Origin of the sequence: Hydrocarboniphaga sp., assembly GCF_965279055.1 — a bacterium.
GTDB lineage: Bacteria > Pseudomonadota > Gammaproteobacteria > Nevskiales > Nevskiaceae > Hydrocarboniphaga.
Map to the genome: position 1 here is coordinate 1,697,079 of NZ_OZ257125.1, position 19,240 is coordinate 1,716,318.

General features: G+C 67.5%; 14 protein-coding genes and 1 tRNA gene. 13 read left to right on the forward strand and 2 right to left on the reverse strand.

The annotated features are described in order from the left end of the window. Window position 1 precedes the first annotated feature (1 nt). From recC to recD, 3 genes are read left to right on the forward strand one after another with little or no spacing between them, the layout of a single operon-like run. Window positions 2-3,241: an exodeoxyribonuclease V subunit gamma gene (recC, locus tag ACQZF9_RS07750; RefSeq protein ID WP_428312668.1), complete on the forward strand. Its 3,240-nt coding sequence runs from the start codon at window positions 2-4 to the stop codon at window positions 3,239-3,241. Further along, entirely contained in the window at window positions 3,238-6,765 is a 3,528-nt protein-coding gene (gene recB / locus ACQZF9_RS07755; RefSeq protein ID WP_428312669.1) for an exodeoxyribonuclease V subunit beta, read from the forward strand. Before recC ends, recB begins: the two co-directional genes overlap by 4 nt. Next, complete coding sequence (gene recD, locus ACQZF9_RS07760; protein ID WP_428312670.1) at window positions 6,762-8,558, forward strand: exodeoxyribonuclease V subunit alpha; 1,797 nt, start codon at window positions 6,762-6,764, stop codon at window positions 8,556-8,558. The genes recB and recD overlap by 4 nt, the downstream gene beginning before the upstream one ends. Before the next feature lie 38 nt (window positions 8,559-8,596). Here the strand turns inward: recD and ACQZF9_RS07765 are convergent, their stop codons facing one another. Next, window positions 8,597-9,223, reverse strand: coding sequence for a TetR family transcriptional regulator (locus tag ACQZF9_RS07765; RefSeq protein WP_428312671.1), 627 nt, complete (start codon window positions 9,221-9,223; stop codon window positions 8,597-8,599). 83 nt (window positions 9,224-9,306) lie between these two features. On the opposite strand from ACQZF9_RS07765, the gene ACQZF9_RS07770 reads away from it, so the two are divergent. Together ACQZF9_RS07770 and ACQZF9_RS07775 are read left to right on the forward strand one after the other, a co-directional pair. Next, window positions 9,307-10,659, forward strand: a complete 1,353-nt coding sequence (locus ACQZF9_RS07770) for a flavin-containing monooxygenase (RefSeq protein WP_428312672.1) — start codon at window positions 9,307-9,309, stop codon at window positions 10,657-10,659. Further along, window positions 10,659-11,441 carry an alpha/beta hydrolase gene (locus ACQZF9_RS07775; protein WP_428312673.1) on the forward strand — a complete coding sequence of 261 codons (783 nt, stop codon included), beginning with the start codon at window positions 10,659-10,661 and terminating at the stop codon, window positions 11,439-11,441. The genes ACQZF9_RS07770 and ACQZF9_RS07775 overlap by 1 nt, the downstream gene beginning before the upstream one ends. Before the next feature lie 194 nt (window positions 11,442-11,635). On the opposite strand, the gene ACQZF9_RS07780 is transcribed toward ACQZF9_RS07775, so the two are convergent. Then, window positions 11,636-11,711 (reverse strand) — tRNA-Glu (locus tag ACQZF9_RS07780). Between the two features lie 163 nt (window positions 11,712-11,874). Here ACQZF9_RS07780 and pcnB point away from each other — a divergent pair. The 8 genes from pcnB (at window position 11,875) to pgi (ending at window position 19,235) form a co-directional block, all read left to right on the forward strand. After that, window positions 11,875-13,209 (forward strand): polynucleotide adenylyltransferase PcnB, encoded by a 1,335-nt coding sequence (pcnB, locus tag ACQZF9_RS07785; protein ID WP_428312674.1) that lies wholly within the window; start codon window positions 11,875-11,877, stop codon window positions 13,207-13,209. Between the two features lie 40 nt (window positions 13,210-13,249). Then, complete coding sequence (gene folK, locus ACQZF9_RS07790; protein ID WP_428312675.1) at window positions 13,250-13,753, forward strand: 2-amino-4-hydroxy-6-hydroxymethyldihydropteridine diphosphokinase; 504 nt, start codon at window positions 13,250-13,252, stop codon at window positions 13,751-13,753. Window positions 13,754-13,762: 9 nt separating this feature from the next. Further along, window positions 13,763-14,431, forward strand: a complete 669-nt coding sequence (locus ACQZF9_RS07795) for a deoxynucleoside kinase (RefSeq protein ID WP_428312676.1) — start codon at window positions 13,763-13,765, stop codon at window positions 14,429-14,431. A 43-nt stretch (window positions 14,432-14,474) separates the two neighbouring features. Next, on the forward strand, window positions 14,475-15,305 hold the full coding sequence (gene panB / locus ACQZF9_RS07800) for a 3-methyl-2-oxobutanoate hydroxymethyltransferase (RefSeq protein WP_428312677.1): 831 nt from the start codon (window positions 14,475-14,477) through the stop codon (window positions 15,303-15,305). Window positions 15,306-15,336: 31 nt separating this feature from the next. Further along, window positions 15,337-16,185, forward strand: coding sequence for a pantoate--beta-alanine ligase (gene panC / locus ACQZF9_RS07805; protein ID WP_428312678.1), 849 nt, complete (start codon window positions 15,337-15,339; stop codon window positions 16,183-16,185). 269 nt (window positions 16,186-16,454) lie between these two features. Next, window positions 16,455-16,835 carry an aspartate 1-decarboxylase gene (gene panD, locus ACQZF9_RS07810; RefSeq protein ID WP_299691201.1) on the forward strand — a complete coding sequence of 127 codons (381 nt, stop codon included), beginning with the start codon at window positions 16,455-16,457 and terminating at the stop codon, window positions 16,833-16,835. Then, a complete protein-coding gene (locus tag ACQZF9_RS07815; RefSeq protein ID WP_428312679.1) occupies window positions 16,832-17,479 on the forward strand; it encodes a TIGR02466 family protein in 648 nt (215 codons plus the stop codon). Before panD ends, ACQZF9_RS07815 begins: the two co-directional genes overlap by 4 nt. A gap of 133 nt (window positions 17,480-17,612) precedes the next feature. Continuing rightward, entirely contained in the window at window positions 17,613-19,235 is a 1,623-nt protein-coding gene (pgi, locus tag ACQZF9_RS07820; protein ID WP_428312680.1) for a glucose-6-phosphate isomerase, read from the forward strand. Window positions 19,236-19,240 lie beyond the last annotated feature (5 nt).

Sequence of the window (19,240 nt, forward strand, 5' to 3'; positions counted from 1 at the left end):
CATGCTGAAAATCGTTCACGGCAACCGGCTGGAGCCGCTCGCGGGCGAGCTGATGCGCAGCCTGCTCGAGGTGCCGGCGTCGCCGTTCGAGCGCGAGTCCATCGTCGTGCCCAGCCTCGGCGTCGCGCGCTGGCTGCAGTACCGCATCGCCGATGTGTTCACGGTGTGCGCGCAGATGGAATTTTCGTTCGCGGCGCAGTTCGTCTGGCAGACGTTTGCCGACGTGCTCGAAGGCGTGCCGCGGCGTTCGCCGTTCGACGCCAAGGTGATGAGCCTGCGCCTGCACGGTCAGCTCGGCCGCCTGCCGGCGAGCGAGGTGTATGCGCCGCTGCGTTCCTATATCGAACGCGCCGGCGAGCGCGGCCGCATCGAACTGGCGCAGCGGCTCGCGCAGGTGTTCGATCGCTACCTGGTGTATCGCCCGGAATGGCTGCAATCCTGGGCCGCGGGCCGCACGCTGGGCCTGCAGCCGATTGCGACCGAACGCTGGCAGCTCGGCCTTTGGCGGCGGTTGGTCGAAGATGCGGGGCTGCGTGAGCTGCAGCATCCGGCCGAAGCGGTGTTCGCCAAGTTGCAGGGCGACATGATGGCGCGCACGCGCCTGCCGAAAAAAATCCGGCTGTTCGCGCTGCCGACGCTGCCGCCGCAGTACGTGCAGGCGATCACCGAGCTGGCGCGCTATACCGATGTCGAATGGTACGTGGTCAATCCCTGCCGTCAGTACTGGGGCGATCTGGTGTCGGAGCGCACCGCGGCCAGGCTCGCCGGTGACGAAGCGCCGCCGGCCGACGTCGCGCATCCGCTGCTCGCGTCCTGGGGACTGGAAGCACGCGATCATCTGGCCGAAGTGCTGGCGCGGTCGGACGCGGCCGGCGTCGTCGAGCAGCCGATGTTCGTCGATCCGGGCAGCAGCAGCCTGCTGGCGAAATTGCAGCGCTGCCTGCTGGAACTCGCGCCGTTGTCGGATGCGCCGCTCGATCCGAGTCAGCTCGATGCGGGCATCCAATCGCAGCCCAGCCTGCAGATTCACGCCTGCCATAGCCTGACGCGGCAGCTCGAAGTGCTGCACGACCAGCTGCTGCGGCTGTTCGACACGCTTCCGGACCTGAAACCGCAGGAGGTGCTGGTGATGCTGCCTGGCGTCGACGACGCGGCGCCGCTGATCGACGCGGTGTTCGGCGCCGCGTCGCAGGAGCATCGGCTGGCTTACAGCATCACCGGCCGCGCCGCGCCGGATGCGACGCCGCTGCTGCGCGCTTTCGACACCCTGCTGCATCTGCCGGCCTCGCGTTTCGAGGCGGCCGAAGTGTTCGACCATCTGCAGATTCCGGCAGTGCGCGAGCGCTATGCGCTCGAATCCGCCGATCTGGATCTGATCCGCCAGTGGCTGGGCGAAGCCGGCATTCGCTGGGGCCTGGACGCGGCGCATCGCGTGTCGCTGGGTCTGTCGGCCGAAGCGCGGCACAGCTGGCTCGACGGGCTGATGCGCCTGCTGCTCGGCTACGCCGCACCCAGCGGCGGCGAGCAGCTGATCGCCGGCATCGAGGTCTACGAGGAGATCGAAGGCTCGCAGGCCGTGGTCGCCGGCAAGCTGCTGCGCGCGCTCGCTGATCTGGTCGGACTGCGCCGCGATTTCAGCGCGCCGCGCAGCGTCGCGTCCTGGTGCGATCGGCTCGCGCGCATGCTGGAGGAGCAGCTGTCGCCGCTGGACGAAGACGAGTCCGACGCGCAGCGCCTGCGCAGCCTGCTGTCGGATCTGCGCGACGATGCCGCGCTCGCCGGGCAGCGCGAGGCGGTGTCGCTGGACGTGATGCAAAGCCTGCTGAAGACGCGGCTCGCCGGCAGCAGCCCGGGCGGCGTGCCGGGCGGTGGCGTGACCTTCACCGGCATCGGTCCACTGCGCGGCCTGCCGTATCGCGTGGTCTGCGTGATCGGCCTCGACGGCGGCGTATTTCCGCGCAATCCCTCGACCAGCGAATTCGATCTGGTCGCGCGTCATCCGCGTCGCGGCGACCGCTCGCGCGGCCAGGACGATCGCGGTGCATTTCTCGACGCGCTGCTGGCGGCGCGCGAGGTGTTCTATCTGAGCTACACCGGCCGCAGCATTCGCGACAACGCCGAGCTGCCGCCGTCGGTGCTGATCTCTGAGCTGCTCGATTATCTGGGCCGCTACACGCAGGGCGGCCCCGACGCCGTGCGCAAGGCGCTGCTGATCGAGCATCCGCTGCAGCCGTTCGCGCCGCGGCATTTCGTGCCGGGCGCTTCGCAGAGCTATGCGCGCGACTATCGTGAAGCGGCTTTGCAGATCGCGCGCGGCTCGCGGCGCGAGGATGCGCGCGGTGACCTGCTCGCCGGCACGACGCTGCCGCCGCCGGGCGATGAGGCCAGAGTACTGCGGCTGGATCAGCTGATCGGCTGCCTGCGCAATCCTTATCGGTTTTTTCTGCGCGACCGTCTCGGCATCCGCATCGACGAAGGCGAAGAGGAGCTGTCCAGCGAAGAGCCGCTGACACTGCCGGAGCCGCGCTGGGATTTCGAACGGCGCCTGCTCGACCTGGCGCTGGCCGGTCACGACGCCGGCGCCATCGTCGCCAAGATGCGCGCCGGCACCGACGTGCCGCACGGTCGCTGGGGCGAGCACCTGCTGAACCAGGCGGTGACGCCGGCACTGGGCTTCGCGCGCGTCGTGCTTGCCGAGCGCGGCCCGGCCGTCGCGCCGCTGCCGTTCGAATGTCGCATCGGTGCCTACACCCTGAGCGGCGTGCTCGATGGCCTGTCCGCCGACGGGCTATACCGGCCGCGCTACGGCTCGCAGATCAGCGCGCACGACTGGATCGAAGCCTGGCCGCGGCATCTGCTGCTGTGCCTGCTGCGGCCCGCCGGCGTCGCGCCGGTCACGCGGCTGCGCACCGGTGACGATGGCAAGAGGAGTGTCGCCGTGCTCGGCACGGTCGACGATGCGGGCGCGCGCTTGCTCGATCTGCTGGAGCTGTACTGGCAGGGCCTGCAGGCGCCGCTGGAATTCATGCCGAAGACCGCGCTGGCCGCAGTGCTCGAGCCGCAGAAGCCGGACAGGATCCTCAAGGTCTGGCAGGGCGACAGCTTCAGCGGCCGCGGCGAAGCCGAGAACGAATACTGCCGCATGTACTACCGCGGCCTGCGCGAGCCGCTGCCGGATGCGCTGCCGGCGCTGGCATTGCGCGTGTTCGCGCCGATACTGGCTGCAGTGATCGACGCATGAGCGCGCCGGTCGCACTGACTGCGCCGCTGCAGGGACTGCGCCTGATCGAGGCCAGCGCGGGCACCGGCAAGACCTGGACCTTGTCCGGCCTGTATCTGCGCCTGGTGATCGAGCGCGGCCTGGCCAGCGACGGCATCCTGACCGTGACCTTCACCAAGGCGGCGACCGCCGAGCTGCGTGACCGCATTCGCGCGCGCCTGCAGCAGATGCTCGATCTGCTCGAAGGCCGCGGCGACGGCGACGATTTCTGTCGCGCGCTGCAGGCGCAGTTGCCGGACGCAGCACTCGCGCGGCGTCGCCTGGTGACGGCACTGCGCGGCGTCGACGAGGCCGCGATCTACACGATTCACGGCTTCTGCCAGCGCGTGCTGTCGGACCGGGCGTTCTCCAGCGGCGTCAGCTTCGACAGCGAAATCGTGCCGGACATCGGTGAGCTGCGCCGCGAGATCGTGCTCGATTTCTGGCGCCGGCGTATCGCGCCGGCCCATGCGGAACGCGCGCTCGGCGAGCGCCTGTTCCTCGGCTGGCTGGACTCGCGCGACGTGTCGGTCGACAGCCTGTCGCGCTGGGCCGCTAGCCTGGCGTCGAAGCCGCGGCTGAACATCCTGCCGATCGACGAGGTTGCCGATCTGCAGCAGGCGGCGCAGGCGTTCTTCGGTCTGCGCGAGCAGGCCGCGACGGTACTGCGCGACGAGCGCCAGGCGATCGTCGAGCTGCTGGCCAAACATCCCGCGCTGAAGCGCGCCAGCTACAAGGCAGGCGATGTGGCCAAGCGCCTCGATGCGCTCGAGGAATATTTCGCGACCGAGCTGGAAATCGTGCTGCCGAAAAAAGCCGAGTCGTTCCTGCGCGCCGGCCTGATCGAACGCTGCAGCGGCGATCCGCCGACACATGCGTTCTTCGATACGCTCGAGGCGCTGCGCGCCGGCGGCGATGCGCTGCTGGAGGTATTTGCCCGAACCTGGCGCGGGTTGCGGCTGGAGCTGCTGGCCTGGCTGCGCAGCGAGCTGCCGCTGCGCATGCAGGCGCGCGGCGAGCAGTCCTACGATGATCTGCTGTCGCGCTTGCAGCAGGCGCTGAGCGGCAGCGACGGCGAGCTGCTGGCGGCGGAGCTGCGCCAGCGTTATCCGGCCGCGATGATCGACGAATTCCAGGACACCGATCCGCTGCAATGGGACATCGTGCGGCGCATCTGGGCGGTCGGTATCGGTGCCGGCGAGCCGCTCTGCGCGTTCCTGGTCGGCGATCCGAAGCAGGCGATCTACAGCTTTCGCGGTGCCGACATCTATGCCTATCTTGCCGCGCAGGCCGCGTGCAGCGAGCGCCATGACCTGGTGGAGAACCAGCGCTCGGTCGCGCCCTATGTCGAGGCTTTGAACTGCCTGTACGGCCGCGTCGCCGATCCGTTCCGGCATGCGTCGATCCGCTATCAGCCGGTGGTCGCGTCGCCGCGCCGCAAGCCGGCGCTGATCGAGAACGGCGTTGCCGAAGACGCGCCGCTGCGGCTGTTGGCGATGTCGTCGCCGGGCGTGCCGCTGGCCAAGGGCAAGGGCGAAACCTGGGCAGCTGCGACCACCGCCGCCGAGATCGCACGGCTGCTGCGCGGTGCCGCGCTGGGCGAGATCACTTATGACGGCCGGCCGTTGCGCGCCGGCGATATCGCGGTGCTGGTGCGCGGTCACTATCAGGCGCGCAGGCTGCGCCGCGAACTCGCGCGGCTCGGCGTCGGCAGCGCCGAGCAGGCCAGCGACAACGTGTTCGCCAGCGACGAGGCCGAGGAACTCGAGCGCCTGCTGGCCGCCGTCGCCGCGCCGCATCGCAGTGGCGGCCTGAAAGCCGCGCTGCTGGGCCGCTTTCTCGGCTGGAGCCTGCCCAAGGTGCTGGAGCTGGAGCAGCAGGAAGGTGCCTGGGACCAGCTGCTGGCCGAGTTCGATCACTACCGGCTGTTGTGGCGCGACCGCGGTTTCATGCGCATGTTGCGCGAGCTGTTGCGCCGCCGCGACGTGATCGCGCGGCTCGCCGCGCACAGCGACGGCGAGCGCCGGCTGACCAATCTGTTCCATCTCGCCGAGCTGCTGCAGAACCAGCAGCATCGGCTGCATGGCGCCGACGCGCAGCTGCGCTGGCTCGGCCAGAGCCGCCGCGACGCGGCCGAATCCAGGGCCGAGGAATCGCAGCTGCGCCTGGAAAGCGATGCCGCGCTGGTGCAGTTGCTGACTGTGCATGCGAGCAAGGGCCTGGAATATCCGGTGGTGTTTCTGCCGTTCCAGTGGTCCGGCAAGGATCGTTTTGCCGGCAGCGACCTGATCGCGCATCACGACCCCGAGCCGCCGCACGAGCTGCGTGTCGCCGGTGATCCAATCGATCCGCAGGCGGTGATCCAGGCGGCGAACGACGAGTCCCAGGCCGAAGACCTGCGCCTTGCTTACGTTGCACTGACGCGTGCGAAGAACCGTTGCTATCTGTTCACCGGCGACTTCACCGGTCTGGCGCTGTCCGCGGTCGGCACGCTGCTGAACGGCGGCGGCGAGCCGCTGATGGAGGCGCTGGCCTCGCTGCAGGCCGCCTCGCAGGGCACGATCCGCGTCGAGAATGCGGTGGAGCCGCAAGCCGTCGCGGCAGCTGCCGACACCGGGCTGAAGCTGGCCGCGCGCGAACTGCGTCGGCCGCTGCCACCCGGCCTGAGCGTGACCAGCTACACCGCGCTGTCGCGGCAGATCGATGAATCCGCCGCCGAAGCGCTGCCGGATCACGATCAGCACATCGAAAGCCTGCCATCGGCACCGCTTGTGCCGGGCGGCGGCCGCTTTGCGTTTCCACGCGGCGCGGCGCCCGGCACCTGTCTGCATGCGGTGCTGGAAAACATCGACGCGTCCGCGCCATCGGCAAGCTGGACGCCGGCGATCGAGACGCAGCTGCGCGCCAACGGCCAGCCGGCGGAGTGGGCGCCGCAGCTCGGCGAATGGTTCGCCGAGGTCGTCGCGACGCCGCTGCAATGTCCGGCCAGCGGCGAAATCTTGAGCCTGGCCGCGGTCGATCCGAAACGCTCGCTGATCGAGCTGGCCTTCCATCTGCCGCTGCGCGGGCTCGATCCGTCGCGGATCAGCGGCATCGCCGCGCAGCACTCGCTGGTGGTGACACCGCTGGCGGCGCAGCGCGTCGAAGGCTATCTGCGCGGCTTCGTCGACCTGGTATTCGAGCATCGTGGCCGCTGGTACGTCGCCGACTACAAATCGAACTGGCTGGGCGGGCGCATCGAGGACTACGACGCGGCGGCGCTGGCCAGCGGCATGGACGAGGGCGACTACCATCTGCAGTACATGCTGTACGTGGTCGCGCTGCACCGCTGGCTGAAATGGCGCGTCGCCGGCTACGACTACCAGCGCCATTTCGGCGGCGTGTTCTATCTGTTCTTGCGCGGCATGGATGCGCAGGGCCGTGGTGTTTACGCGACGCGACCGTCGCTGGAGCTGATCGAGGCGATCGACGGCCTGATCGCAGGCAATACCGCGGTGGCGGCATGAGCCTGGCCGATCTGCGCCTGCCGCTGCCGCCGCCGGGCATCGACGATGCGGCCGCCGCATTCGCGGCGAGCTTCGCCGCGGCAGTCGCGTCGGTGCACGAAGAGCAGGGCGGGGCGGCGGGCGATCGCGACGACATCTATCTGGCGGCGCGCCAGGCGAGTATCGCGGTGCAGGAAGGCCATGCCGGCGCCGATCTGGCCTTGCTCGCCGACGACGGCATCGGGATCGATCTCGGCGCGCTGCAGCGCAGCCCGGTGGTCGGTGACGGCAGCCAGCCGACGCCGCTGGTGCTGCAGGGCCGGCTTCTTTATCTGTATCGCTACTGGCGCTATGAGCGCCTGCTGGCGACGCGCCTGCTTGCGCTGAACCGGCCGGTCGAAGGCCAGCAGTCCGACGCGGTGCGTGCGCAGCTCGATGCGCTGTTTGCCGGCGATGCGGCGGTGACGCCGAACTGGCAGAAGGTCGCGGCCGCGACCGCGCTGACGCGGCATCTGTGCGTGATTTCCGGCGGCCCCGGCACCGGCAAGACCACGACGGTGGTGCGCATCCTCGCGGCGGCTTTGAGCCTGCACGGCGATGCGGTGCAGCCGCTGCGCATCGCGATCGCCGCGCCGACCGGCAAGGCCGCCGCTAGGCTGAAATCCTCGATCCAGGCACAGCTGTCGCGCATGCAGCTCGCCGACGACATCGTCGCGCGGCTGCCGGCGCAGGCCTATACCTTGCACCGTCTGCTCGGCGTGCGGCCGGGCCGCGTCGGCTTCCGTCACGACGCCGCGCATCCGCTGCCTTACGACCTGATCGTCGTCGACGAGGCCTCGATGATCGATCTGGCGCTGGCGGCGAAACTGGTCGATGCGCTGCTGCCGACGGCGCGGCTGATCCTGCTCGGCGACAAGGATCAGCTCGCCTCGGTGGAAGCCGGCGCGGTCTACGCAGAATTGTCGGCGCGCAGCGAACGCGACGCCGCGTGGTGCGCGACACTGGCCGCGCTCAGCGGCGAGCAGGTTGCGGCGAGCATGGTCGCAAGGTCTTCTTCGCTCACCGACGCCGTGGTATGGCTGACCCACGCATATCGCTTCGATGCCGGTAGCGGGATCGCGGCGCTGGCGACGGCGATCAATGCGGGCGACATCGCGCAGGTTCGCGGCAGCCTGTCGGCCGAAGCCGGGCCGCGCTGGCAGGCCGCGCTGCCGTCGCCGGCCGCACTCGCCGCGAGCCTCGCGCAGGGCTACGAGAACTATCTGGACGCGGTGAACGGCGGCGCGTCGCCGTCCGACGTGCTGCGCGCTTTCGATCGCTACCGCGTGCTGTGCGCGACGCGGTCCGGCAGCTACGGCAGCGAGGCACTCGCGCGGCATATCGCCTTGCAGTTGCGCCGCGCATTGCCGGCGGCCGGTGCGTCGGCGCACTGGTACGCGGGCCGCGCGGTGATGATCACCGGCAACGATTACGCGCTGCAGTTGTACAACGGCGACATCGGCGTCGCGCTGCCGGACGAATCCGGCCGCTTGCTGGTGCATTTCGCCGGCGATGCCGGGCTGCGCGCTTTCGCACCCGGTCGGCTCAGCGCGGTCGATACCGCGTTCGCACTGACCGTGCACAAATCTCAAGGGTCGGAATTCGACGCGGTGGATGTCGTCGTCGACGGCTCGCTGCCGCGTGGCCTGAATCGCCAGTTGCTCTACACCGCCGTGACGCGTGCGCGTTCCAGCGTGCGACTGTGGTGCGACGATGAAGCGCTGACGGCGATGGTGGGCACGCGCTTGAGCCGGCGTTCGTCGATCATCGTCTGAAAAGCCGGCAGGGCATGAGCCGCCGCTTTTCCGGCCTGCTATACGAAGGTTGCCAGATACGCCGTCGTCGCACGCACCGCTTCCCGGCGCGTGGCCTTGCTCAGCCGGCCTTCGCGGTAGTAGCCGTACTTCATGCAGGTGAACGCGATCTCCACGCACAAGGTCGCCACATCGGGCTGCTTGGGTAGCACGAGGGCGTCGGGCGCGCTCTTCATCAGTGCCCGCACCGCGTGGCCGATGTGTTCGATCGTCACCTCCTGCGCCAGGTAGGCGCTGCGGCTCATCGGGCCGCCGAGGATCAGCTGGCTGGCGACCGGCGTCGCGTCGTAGTAGTCGGCCGCGGCGTCGACCAGCAGCACGATCAGCTTGCGCCACGGCTGTGGCCCGCTTTTTTGCGCGGCGGCCTGCACGCGCAATGTCACCTGCTGGAGATGGCGCTCGGCCAGATGCGCGAACAGCACGTACTTGGTCGGGAAGAACTGGTACAGGCTGGCGCGCGGCACGCCGGATTCCTTGGCGATTTCCGGGATCGAGGTTTCTTCCGGGCCACGCGCCTCGATCATCCGCTCGGCGGCTTCGATCGCCGCGGCGACGCGCTGCTGGGAGCGCTCCTGCATCGGGCTGCGCGAACGCGCCGGCGGCGCCTTGACCGCTGAATCCGACATAAGTTAGTTTTCACCGAGAGCCGACATATGTCGGAATCGTACCACCGTCCCGGACAGAGAGGACGAAGTAGCAGGAGAGCGGCATGAGCAAGCGTGTCTGTGTGATCGGCGCCGGCCCCAGCGGCATCGCAGCGGCCAAGAACTGCGCGGCGTCGGGGCTGGACTTCGTCGTGTTCGAGAAGAACGACAAGGTCGGCGGCAACTGGGTGTTCAATTCCAAGACCGGCCACTCCAGCGTTTACGAAAACACGCACATCATCAGCTCGAAGATCTGGTCGGAGTACGAAGACTTCCCGATGCCGGATCACTATCCGGATTATCCGAACCACCGGCAGCTGCAGGCCTATTTCGAAAGCTACTCCAAGCATTTCAAGGTCTACGACAAGATCCGCTTCAACACCGTGGTCGACGAGGTCACGCGTGGCGCAGGCGGCGGCTGGGACGTGCGCTGGCACGACGAAAGCGGCACCGAACATCGGGATCATTTCGACGTGCTGATGGTCTGCAACGGCCATCACTGGGATCCGAAATATCCGGAGTACGAAGGCCGGTTCAACGGCCGGCTGATGCACAGCCACGACTTCAAGGGCGTCAACGAGGACTGGCGCGGCAAGAACGTGCTGGTGATCGGCGGCGGCAATTCGGCCTGCGACGTCGCGGTGGAATCGGCGCGCATCGCCGGCAAGGTGTGCCTGTCGATGCGCAGCCCGCAGTGGTTCATGCCCAAGTTCATGTTCGGCCTGCCGGTGGACGTGTTCGCGTCGCGCACCTCGTGGTTGCCGACCGGGATCAAGCAGTTCGCGCTGACCAGCCTGCTGAAGATGCTCCAGGGTTCGTACAAGCGCTACGGTCTGCCGGTCAACACCAAGCCGGCTTTCAGCCAGCATCCGACCTTGAATTCGGATTTGCTGGACTTCATCCGCCACGGCCGCATCAAGCCGCGGCCGGCGATCAAGCGGCTCGCCGGAGATGAAGTCGAATTCGTCGACGGCACGCGCGAAGCTTTCGACATCGTCTGCGCCTGCACCGGGTTCTGGATCAGCTTCCCGTTCTTCGACGAAAAGCTGGTGTCGTTCAAGCACGCCGAGAAAGTGCCGCTGTATCGCAAGATGCTGCACCCGGACTATCAGGATCTGTACTTTATCGGCCTGTTCCAGCCGCTGGGTTGCATCTGGCCGATGGCGGACATGCAAGCGCGGCTGGCCTGTGCCGAAATCGTCGGCCGCTACCAGCGCCCGGCCGATCTGCGCGCGGCGATCCAGTACGAGATCGAGCATCCGCATTTCCAGTTCGAGGGTGGCGCGCGCCATTCCACCGAGGTCGACTATCACGGCCTGCGCAAGGATCTGCGCGGCGAGCTGAAAAAAGCCGGCATCGACATCGGCGAAGCACCCGGCGCGACCACGCGCAAGGCGATCTACAAGCTGGCGAGCTGATGGACGCGCGCCCTGTTCCACGCCGGGCGTCACGCCAGGCGGTGTTCGTCCACGGCATGTGGAGCCAGCCCTGGGTCTGGCAGGACTGGATTGCCTGCTTTGAACGGGCCGGTTATGTCTGCCACGCGGTAACGCTGCCGGGTCACGAGCCCGGCGCACCGCGAGGCGCCGCGGATGGCCTGGGCATCGGTGAATACGTCGCGTCCGTCGAGCCGCTGCTGCGCGGCTTGCCGGAGCCGGCGGTGGTCATCGGCCACTCGATGGGCGGCCTGATCACGCAGCTGCTCGCGGCGCGCCTGCCGGTCGCGGCCGCGGTGCTGATCTGCAGCGCCACGCCGGCGCCGGTGTTCCCGCTGCGGCCGGTGATGCTGCCGGGTGTGATCCGGCACTTTCTGCGGCCGAATCTTTATGCGCGCTCGTTCCTGCCGTCGCGCCGGGAGGCCGGCCACCTGTTCCTCAACGGCCTGCAGCCGTCGCAGCGGGATGCAATGTATGAGCGCCTGATACCGGAGTCCGGCCGCGCGCTGTATCAGCTCGGCTTCGGCTCGCTGAATCTGGCGCGTAGCAATCGGGTGGATCGCGAGCGCATCACCGCGCCGATGCTGGCGCTGAGCGGCGCGCGCGACCACATCATCCCGATCGGCGTCAGCCGGGCGATGGCGCGCTGGTATGGTCCGCAGCGGCTGGAGTTCCGCGAATATGCCGGGCATGCGCACTGGATGCTGGCCGAGCCGGGCTGGGAGCGGCGAGTCGACGAGGTGTTGCAGTGGCTGGCGGCTTGATTTCGGGTCTTGGCCGGCGGCGCATCGGGGGGCGCTGGTGAAAAAATCAGCGAGGGAGTAGCCGCTCCCCTTCACACTTCCCGGAAGCCCTGGCTGTAAAGGGACCCGCTGGACCGGCGCGCACAAAAAAGCCCGGATTGACCGGGCTCATGCCGCATCCACTGGACTGTATTGCACGCCAATGAATCGATAATTGGCGCTCCTACCCGGATTCGAACCGGGGTTTAGGCCTTGAGAGGGCCCCGTCCTAGGCCTCTAGACGATAGGAGCACAGCTGCGAGTCGCGTATTATACGGATGCGTCGCCGCCCGGCAATGCGGTCCACGCCAATAATCAAGTAAACGCCACGACCAACCCGCGCTGTACCAGACGGAAGTTTTTTTTGATCTCACCCAGACGCATTCCCCGCGCCGAGCACAATGTTTCCCGTTCGATGATTTCGAGCGGCACGCTGAAGACGCTCTATACCCTGAAAGACGCCGGCTACGAGGCCTACATGGTCGGCGGCGGCGTACGCGACCTGCTGGCCGGGATCGAGCCCAAGGATTTCGACGTCGCCACCAACGCGCATCCGGAGCAGGTCAAGCCGCTGTTCCGCTCGTGCCGGCTGGTCGGGCGGCGCTTCGTGATCTGCCATGTGCGCTTCGGCGAGGAGATCGTCGAGACCACGACGTTCCGCGGCGCAATCACCGATCTGCACAAGCGCGACGAGACCGGGCGCATCCTGTCCGACAACGTCTACGGCACGCTGGAGGAGGACGCGATCCGGCGCGACTTCACCGTCAACGCGCTGTATTACGACATCCGCGACTACTCGATCGTCGACTTCACCACCGGCGTCGAGGACATGAAGTCCGGCGTGATCCGTCTGATCGGCGACCCCGAGCTGCGCTATCGCGAAGACCCGGTGCGCATGCTGCGCGCGATCCGTATCGCCAACAAGCTGCACTTTCGCATCGACGAAGCCACCGCCGCGCCGATCGCGCGGTTGGCGCCGCTGCTGCGCGAGATTCCGGCCGCGCGCCTGTTCGACGAGGTGCTGAAGCTGCTGCTGTCGAAGGAAGCCGAAGACAATCTTTACGGCATGCGCGTCTACGGCCTGTTCCGCCAGCTGTTCCCGGTGCTGGACCCGCACCTGGCGCGGCCGGATGCGCTGAAGTTCGTCAACGCCGCGCTGCGCAGCACCGCGCAGCGCATGCAGGCCGGCCTGCCGGTCAGCCCCGCTTTCCTGTATGCCTCGCTGCTGTGGCCGGCGGTGGAAGCACGCGCCGCTCAGCTGCGCACCGAGCAGGGCTGCGAGCCGTTCCCGGCGATCCAGCAGGCCGGCGAAGAAGTGATCGCGCGGACCATCGCCTGCGTCGCGATTCCGAAACGCTTTTCGCTGCCGATGCGCGACATCTGGGATCTGCAGCCGCGCTTCGAGCAGACCGCGTCGACACGCGCGCGCCGCCTGATGACGCACCCCAAGTTCCGCGCCGCCTACGACTTCCTGCTGGTGCGCGGCGAAAGCTCCGGCAACCCGGCGCTGGCCGAGCTGGCCGCCTGGTGGACCGAGGCGCAGAAGGGCGGCGATCTGCCGCAGCCGCCGGACCTGTCGTCGGAGGATCTGCTGGTCGAAGGCACCGCCTCCGAAACCGCGCCGCCGCGCAAGCGCCGTCGTCGTCGTGGCGGGCGCAATCGTCGCGGGCCGGGCGCCGGCGACGCCGCCGGCGGTGACGAGGATGCCGAAGCCGACGACAGTCCCGCGACCGCGAGCGATCCCTCGTAATAAGCTGCCGGCCCAGGTGGCATCAGGTGGCGCGATGACGATGGCCCAGCCGGCTGCGAAGCCGTTTGCCTATGTCGGGCTCGGCAGCAATCTCGACGATCCCGCGGCGCAGATACGCGCGGCGCTGGATGCGATCGGGCGCATTGCCGGCATTCGCGTGCTCGCGGTGTCCAGCCTGTACCGCTCGCCGCCGATGGGCCCGCCGGAGCAGCCGGAATACTGCAACGCGGTCTGCGTGGTCGAGTGCGGCATCGCGCCTTCGATGCTGATGAGCCAGCTGCTGGAGATCGAGCGCCAGGCCGGCCGCGTGCGCGGCGGCGAGCACTGGGGGCCGCGGCGCATCGATCTGGACCTGCTGCATGTGGAAGGCGTGAGTTCGGCCACGGCCGGCTTGCGGCTGCCGCATCCGGGCATCGCGCAGCGCAACTTCGTGCTGGCGCCGCTGGCGGAAATCGCGCCGCAGCTGCGGATTCCCGGGGTCGGCGCCGTTGCCGAACTGGCAGCCCGCATCCCGCGCGACGATCTGTCGATGTGGCCGATCTGAGCTCAGCGCGTGGGTCTGGCGAATACGCAGGGCGGGGCGACCCAGCAGGCAATGTACATCGCCATAGAAGGCACGATCGGCGTCGGCAAGACCACGCTGGCGCAGCGGCTGTCGCAGAGCCTGAATGCGCGTCTTTTGCTGGAAAAGCCTGAGGCCAATCCCTTTCTGCCGCGCTTTTATCGCGACCCGGCGCGGGTCGCGCTGCCGACGCAGCTGACGTTTCTGATGCAGCGCGCCGGGCAGGTCGAGGAGTTGCAGCAGGGCGATCTGTTCGAGCAGAACTGGGTCGCGGATTTCCTGTTCGACAAGGACCGGCTGTTTGCCGAGCTGACCTTGTCGCGCGTCGATTTCGAGCTGTATCTGCGGGTTTTCGAGCGCCTGGCGATGGACGTGCCGCAGCCTGATTGCGTGATCCACCTGCAGGCGCCGCTGCCGGTGCTGCTGCACAGAATCGAGCAGCGTGGCCGCGACTACGAGCGCGGTATCGACCCGGAATATCTGGCGAGCCTGAGCGATGCCTACGGCCGTCTGTTCGTCGCGCCTCGCGGCGCCAGGCTGATCGAGGTCGACACCGAAAGCCTGGATCTGCTCGGTGACGAGAGCCACTACGAGCTGTTGCTCGACGCGCTGGCCGGGGAGGCGCCGCGCCAGCGGCTGGCGGCTGGCTCTTGGGTATAGGTATAGTCCGCGCGCTTTGACAACCCCGGCCTGGAGTAAGCCCATGGATTCCGAAAAAACTCTGAAGCCGGTGAACATCGCCGAGTTGCGGGCGATGCGCGCGCGCGGCGAGAAGATCGCCAGCCTGACCTGCTACGACGCCAGCTTCGCGATGGTCCAGGACCGCGCCGGCGTCGACTTCATGCTGATCGGCGACTCGCTGGGCATGGTGCTGCACGGCGGCAACACGACGACGCCGGTGACGGTGTCCGACATTGTCTATCACGCGCGCTGCGTCGCGCCGCACCTCAAGCGCGCCTTCCTGGTCGCCGATCTGCCGTTCCTCTCCTATGCGACGCTGGATCGCGCGCTCGATTCCTCGCAGCGGCTGATGCAGGAAGGCGGCGCCAAGATGGTCAAGCTCGAAGGCGGCAGGGAGCAGGCGAGCATCGTCGAATATCTGGCGGTGCGCGGCGTGCCGGTGTGCGCGCATCTGGGCCTGCAGCCGCAGTTCGTGCACAAGATGGGCGCATTCAAGGTGCAGGGCCGCGACGAGGCCGCTGCCGAGGCGATGATTCACGACGCGCACGTGCTGGCCGAGGCCGGCGCCGACATGCTGCTGCTGGAATGCATTCCGTCGGAACTGGCGCGGCGCATCACCCAGGCCAGTCCGGTGCCGGTGATCGGCATCGGCGCCGGTCCGGCGGTCGACGGCCAGATCCTGGTGATGCACGACATCCTGCACATCTCGCCGATGGTCACGCTCGGCCGCACGCCGCGCTTCGTCAAGAATTTCATGCAGGGCGCGCCGGACATCGAGTCGGCGTTCCGCGCCTATGTCGCGGAAGTGAAGTCGGGCGCCTATCCGGCGCCCGAGCACAGCTTCGGCTCCTGATCGCGACGGAATAAGGACGAGAACACAGCGCATGCGCCTGGTCCACACGGTTGCCGAAGTCCGCCGCGAAGTCGCCGCCTGGCGCGCCAAGGGCGAGAGCGTCGCCTTCGTCGCGACCATGGGTAATCTTCACTCGGGCCATCTGGACCTGGTGGCCGAGGCGCGCGCCAAGGCCGACCGCGTTGTCGCCAGCATCTTCGTCAACCCGCTGCAGTTCGGGCCCAACGAGGACTTCGACCGTTATCCGCGCACCTTGCCGGACGACTGCGCCAAGCTCGATCCGGCCGGCTGCGACCTGGTGTTCGCGCCCAGCGTCGACGAGATGTATCCGCGCGGTCGCAACAATATCGCGCAGGTGTCGGTGCCGGGCATTTCGAAGCTGCTGGAAGGCGAGTTCCGGCCCGGTTTCTTCGAGGGCGTGGCGACCGTCGTCAGCATCCTTTTCCATATCGTGCAGCCGGATTTCGCGCTGTTCGGCCGCAAGGACTACCAGCAATTTCTGGTGGTGCGGCGCATGGTCGCCGAACTGCACATGCCGCTGCAGATCGTCGGGGTGCCGACACGGCGCGAGCCCGACGGCCTGGCGATGTCCTCGCGCAACCAGTACCTGGACCCGCACGAGCGCTCGCTGGCGCCGGGTCTGTACCGCGCGCTGTCGGCGGTCGCGCAGCGTCTGCGCAGCGGCTCGCGGGATTTCCAGGGGCTGGAAGAAGAAGCCAGGCGGGTACTGGAGCATCAGGGCTTCAAGCCGCAGTACCTGGTGATCCGCGACGCCGACGACCTCGGCGCGCCACGCGCCGACGCCAGCGCCTGGGTACTCCTGGTTGCCGCCCACCTGGGGCGGACGCGGCTGATCGACAACCTCGAAATCAGCCTCTGAATCAATGCCCGATCCGGGTCCCGAAAGCGGGGCCGATCGGGGGTTTGCGACCGGTCGTCCGCCACCCGTATTTGCATATTACAAAATGGTTGCCGGCCCGGTTACGTGCGGCTACACTCGCGGCCGGTTCCGGCACCTGACTTCTTAGTCAATTGACCGTCGCCCGGGTGCATGTCTTTTTGGGCCGCCCGCTTCCGCCGCAAACTTGATCTCCAGGTGCATGTCTTGGTGGGCCACCTCGGAATCGCAAGCCAGTTGGACTAAAAACCATGCAACTGACGATGCTCAAGTGCAAGCTCCATCGTGCACGTGTCACGCACGCCGAGCTCGACTACGACGGATCCTGTGCGATTGATTCCCGCCTGCTGGACCTGGCGGGGTTGCTCGAGTTCGAGCAGATCCAGATCTATAACATCAACAACGGCGAGCGCTTCACGACCTACGCGATCCGCGCCGAGGCCGGCTCCGGCATCATCTCGGTCAACGGCGCTGCGGCCCACAAGGCTCGCGTCGGCGACCGCGTGATCATCTGCGCCTACGGCGAGATGGAAGAAGGCGCCGCCCGCGTGTTCAAGCCGCGTCTGGTCTATTGCGACGAGACCAACCGCGTCGTGCGCACGACCAACACGATCCCGGTCCAGGCGGCTTGAAGCGCGCCGCCGGGCGCGGCGCCAGCCGCGTCCAGGCCTGGTTCCCGACGCTGATCTACCGGGCGCCGCTGTCCTCGGGCAGCGGCGCTCTGGCATTGAACCGCGAGCTGCTGAAAGAGGCCGCGCAGCTGCGCGAGTTCGATCGCGCCGGCCTCAGCTGGTCGCTGAAGCACTACCACGGCGGCTACACCAGCTACGGTTCGATGGACCGGCTGCAACAGTTCTCGTCGACTTTCGATCAGCTGCGTCGCCGGCTCGACCGGCATGTCCAGCGCTTCGCCCAGACCCAGCACTGGGAACTCGGTGGCCGCAGCCTGGAAATGACCGACTGCTGGCTCAATATCATGCCGCGCGGCACCGCGCACTCGTTTCACCTGCACCCGCAGGCGGCGGTCAGCGGCACCTATTACCTGAAGACACCGCGCGGCACGCCAGGCCTGAAGTTCGAGGACCCGCGTCTTGCGATGATGATGGCGGCGCCGCCGCGCAGCGCCGAGGTTGCGCCCGAGCAGCGCGCCCACATCACGTATGCGGCCAGGGCCGGCGAGCTGATCCTGTTCGAAAGCTGGCTGCGCCACGAAGTGCCGCCGAACCCGGTCTCCGCCGAACGCATCAGCATCAGCTTCAATTACCACTGGTTGTAGCCCGGGTGAAACCCGGGGCTTCGTTTCCGACGGCAGCCAGCAGGCACGGACCGGGGCCAGGGTTTTTTTCGGATGGGCCTCGATAATCCAGAAAACCCGGCTAAGCTTGGCTGACTCCATCCAAGCCCATCCCATGCCGCTGACTCAGACGCCCGCCTGGCAGAAACTGGCCGCCCTCGCCGACGCCTTCAACAGCCAAACCCTGACGGCCCTGTTCGACGCCGACGCCGAGCGTGCGTCGACTTTTGCTGCCGACGCCTGCGGCATCTATCTGGACTTTTCCAAGCAGAGCATCGACGCCGCGGTGATGGCGGCGCTGCAGCAACTCGCGGTGCAGCAAGACGTCGGCGGTCGCCTGGCCGCGATGCTCGCCGGCGAGCACATCAATCACACCGAGAATCGCGCCGTGCTGCACACCGCGCTGCGTGCGCCCCGGGGCTACCGTACGGCGATCGTCGACGGCCAGGACATCGACGCCGACGTGCATCGCGTGCTCGACCACATGGCCGACTTTGCGAGCAAGGTCCGCGACGGCCGCCATCGCAGTGCCACAGGCGAGCGCTTCACCGACATCGTCAACATCGGCATCGGCGGCTCGGATCTGGGGCCGCGCATGGTCAACGAGGCGCTGGTGGATTTCTGCGACGGCCCGCGCACGCACTACGTCGCCAACGTCGACGGCGCGCAGCTGAACTCGGTGCTGGCGCCGCTGGAGCCGGCCAGCACCCTGATCATCGTCACCTCCAAGACCTTCACCACGCTGGAGACGATGGCCAATGCCAATGCGGCGCGGCGCTGGCTGGTACGCGCGCTCGGCGAGCACGCGGTCGAGAAGCATTTCATCGCGGTGTCGACCAATGCCGCCGAGGTCAAACGCTTCGGCATCGACCCCGCGCGCATGTTCGAATTCTGGGACTGGGTCGGTGGCCGCTATTCGGTGTGGTCGGCGGTTGGCCTGTCCCTGATGATCAGCCTCGGCCCGCAGCGTTTTCGCGAATGGCTGGACGGCGCGCATGCGATGGACCGGCATTTTCGCGACGCATCACCTGCTTCGAACCTGCCGCTGCTGATGGCACTGATCGCCTTGTGGAACCGCAACTTCCTGAAGGCTCCTACGCAGGTCGTCGCGGCGTATGCGCAGAAGCTCGAGCATTTCGTGCACTGGCTGCAGCAGCTGGAAATGGAATCCAACGGCAAGCGCGTGCATCGCGACGGCTCGCCGGTGACGGTGACGACGACGCCGGCCTTGTGGGGTGATGTCGGTACCAATGGCCAGCACGCGTTCTTTCAAATGCTGCATCAGGGCAGCGACGTGCATCCGGTGGATTTCATTCTGCCGGTGCGCGCGACGCATCCCTGGCCCGAGCAGCAGCAGATGCTGATTGCCAATTGCCTGGCGCAGAGCGCGGCGCTGATGCGTGGCAAGAGCGCGGACGAGGTACGCGCCGAGCTTGCAGGCAAGCTCTCGGGTGAGGCGCTGGAGGCGGCGATTCCGCATCGCGTGTTTCCGGGCAACCGGCCGAGCAGCACCCTGCTGGTGCAACAGCTCGACCCTTATCACCTCGGCGCGCTGATGGCGCTGTACGAGCACCGCACGTTCGTGCTGTCGTTGATGTGGGACATCAATGCTTTTGATCAATGGGGCGTCGAACTCGGCAAGAGCCTCGCGCAAACCGTGCTCAAGGCCATGAACGGCGAGGAAGTTTTGCTTGATGCATCCACGCGGCAATTACTGAACAAGAGCTTAACCTACTGATCTAC

Excerpts from the sequence above, each read along its gene's own strand:
- pcnB (WP_428312674.1), top strand. The coding sequence starts at position 11,875 with ATGATTTCGAGCGGCACGCTGAAGACGCTCTATACCCTGAAAGACGCC.
- folK (WP_428312675.1), top strand. The coding sequence starts at position 13,250 with ATGGCCCAGCCGGCTGCGAAGCCGTTTGCCTATGTCGGGCTCGGCAGC.
- ACQZF9_RS07770 (WP_428312672.1), top strand. The coding sequence starts at position 9,307 with ATGAGCAAGCGTGTCTGTGTGATCGGCGCCGGCCCCAGCGGCATCGCA.
- ACQZF9_RS07775 (WP_428312673.1), top strand. The coding sequence starts at position 10,659 with ATGGACGCGCGCCCTGTTCCACGCCGGGCGTCACGCCAGGCGGTGTTC.
- pgi (WP_428312680.1), top strand. The coding sequence starts at position 17,613 with ATGCCGCTGACTCAGACGCCCGCCTGGCAGAAACTGGCCGCCCTCGCC.
- ACQZF9_RS07765 (WP_428312671.1), bottom strand. The coding sequence starts at position 9,223 with ATGTCGGATTCAGCGGTCAAGGCGCCGCCGGCGCGTTCGCGCAGCCCG.
- panD (WP_299691201.1), top strand. The coding sequence starts at position 16,455 with ATGCAACTGACGATGCTCAAGTGCAAGCTCCATCGTGCACGTGTCACG.
- panC (WP_428312678.1), top strand. The coding sequence starts at position 15,337 with ATGCGCCTGGTCCACACGGTTGCCGAAGTCCGCCGCGAAGTCGCCGCC.
- recC (WP_428312668.1), top strand. The coding sequence starts at position 2 with ATGCTGAAAATCGTTCACGGCAACCGGCTGGAGCCGCTCGCGGGCGAG.
- recB (WP_428312669.1), top strand. The coding sequence starts at position 3,238 with ATGAGCGCGCCGGTCGCACTGACTGCGCCGCTGCAGGGACTGCGCCTG.
- recD (WP_428312670.1), top strand. The coding sequence starts at position 6,762 with ATGAGCCTGGCCGATCTGCGCCTGCCGCTGCCGCCGCCGGGCATCGAC.
- panB (WP_428312677.1), top strand. The coding sequence starts at position 14,475 with ATGGATTCCGAAAAAACTCTGAAGCCGGTGAACATCGCCGAGTTGCGG.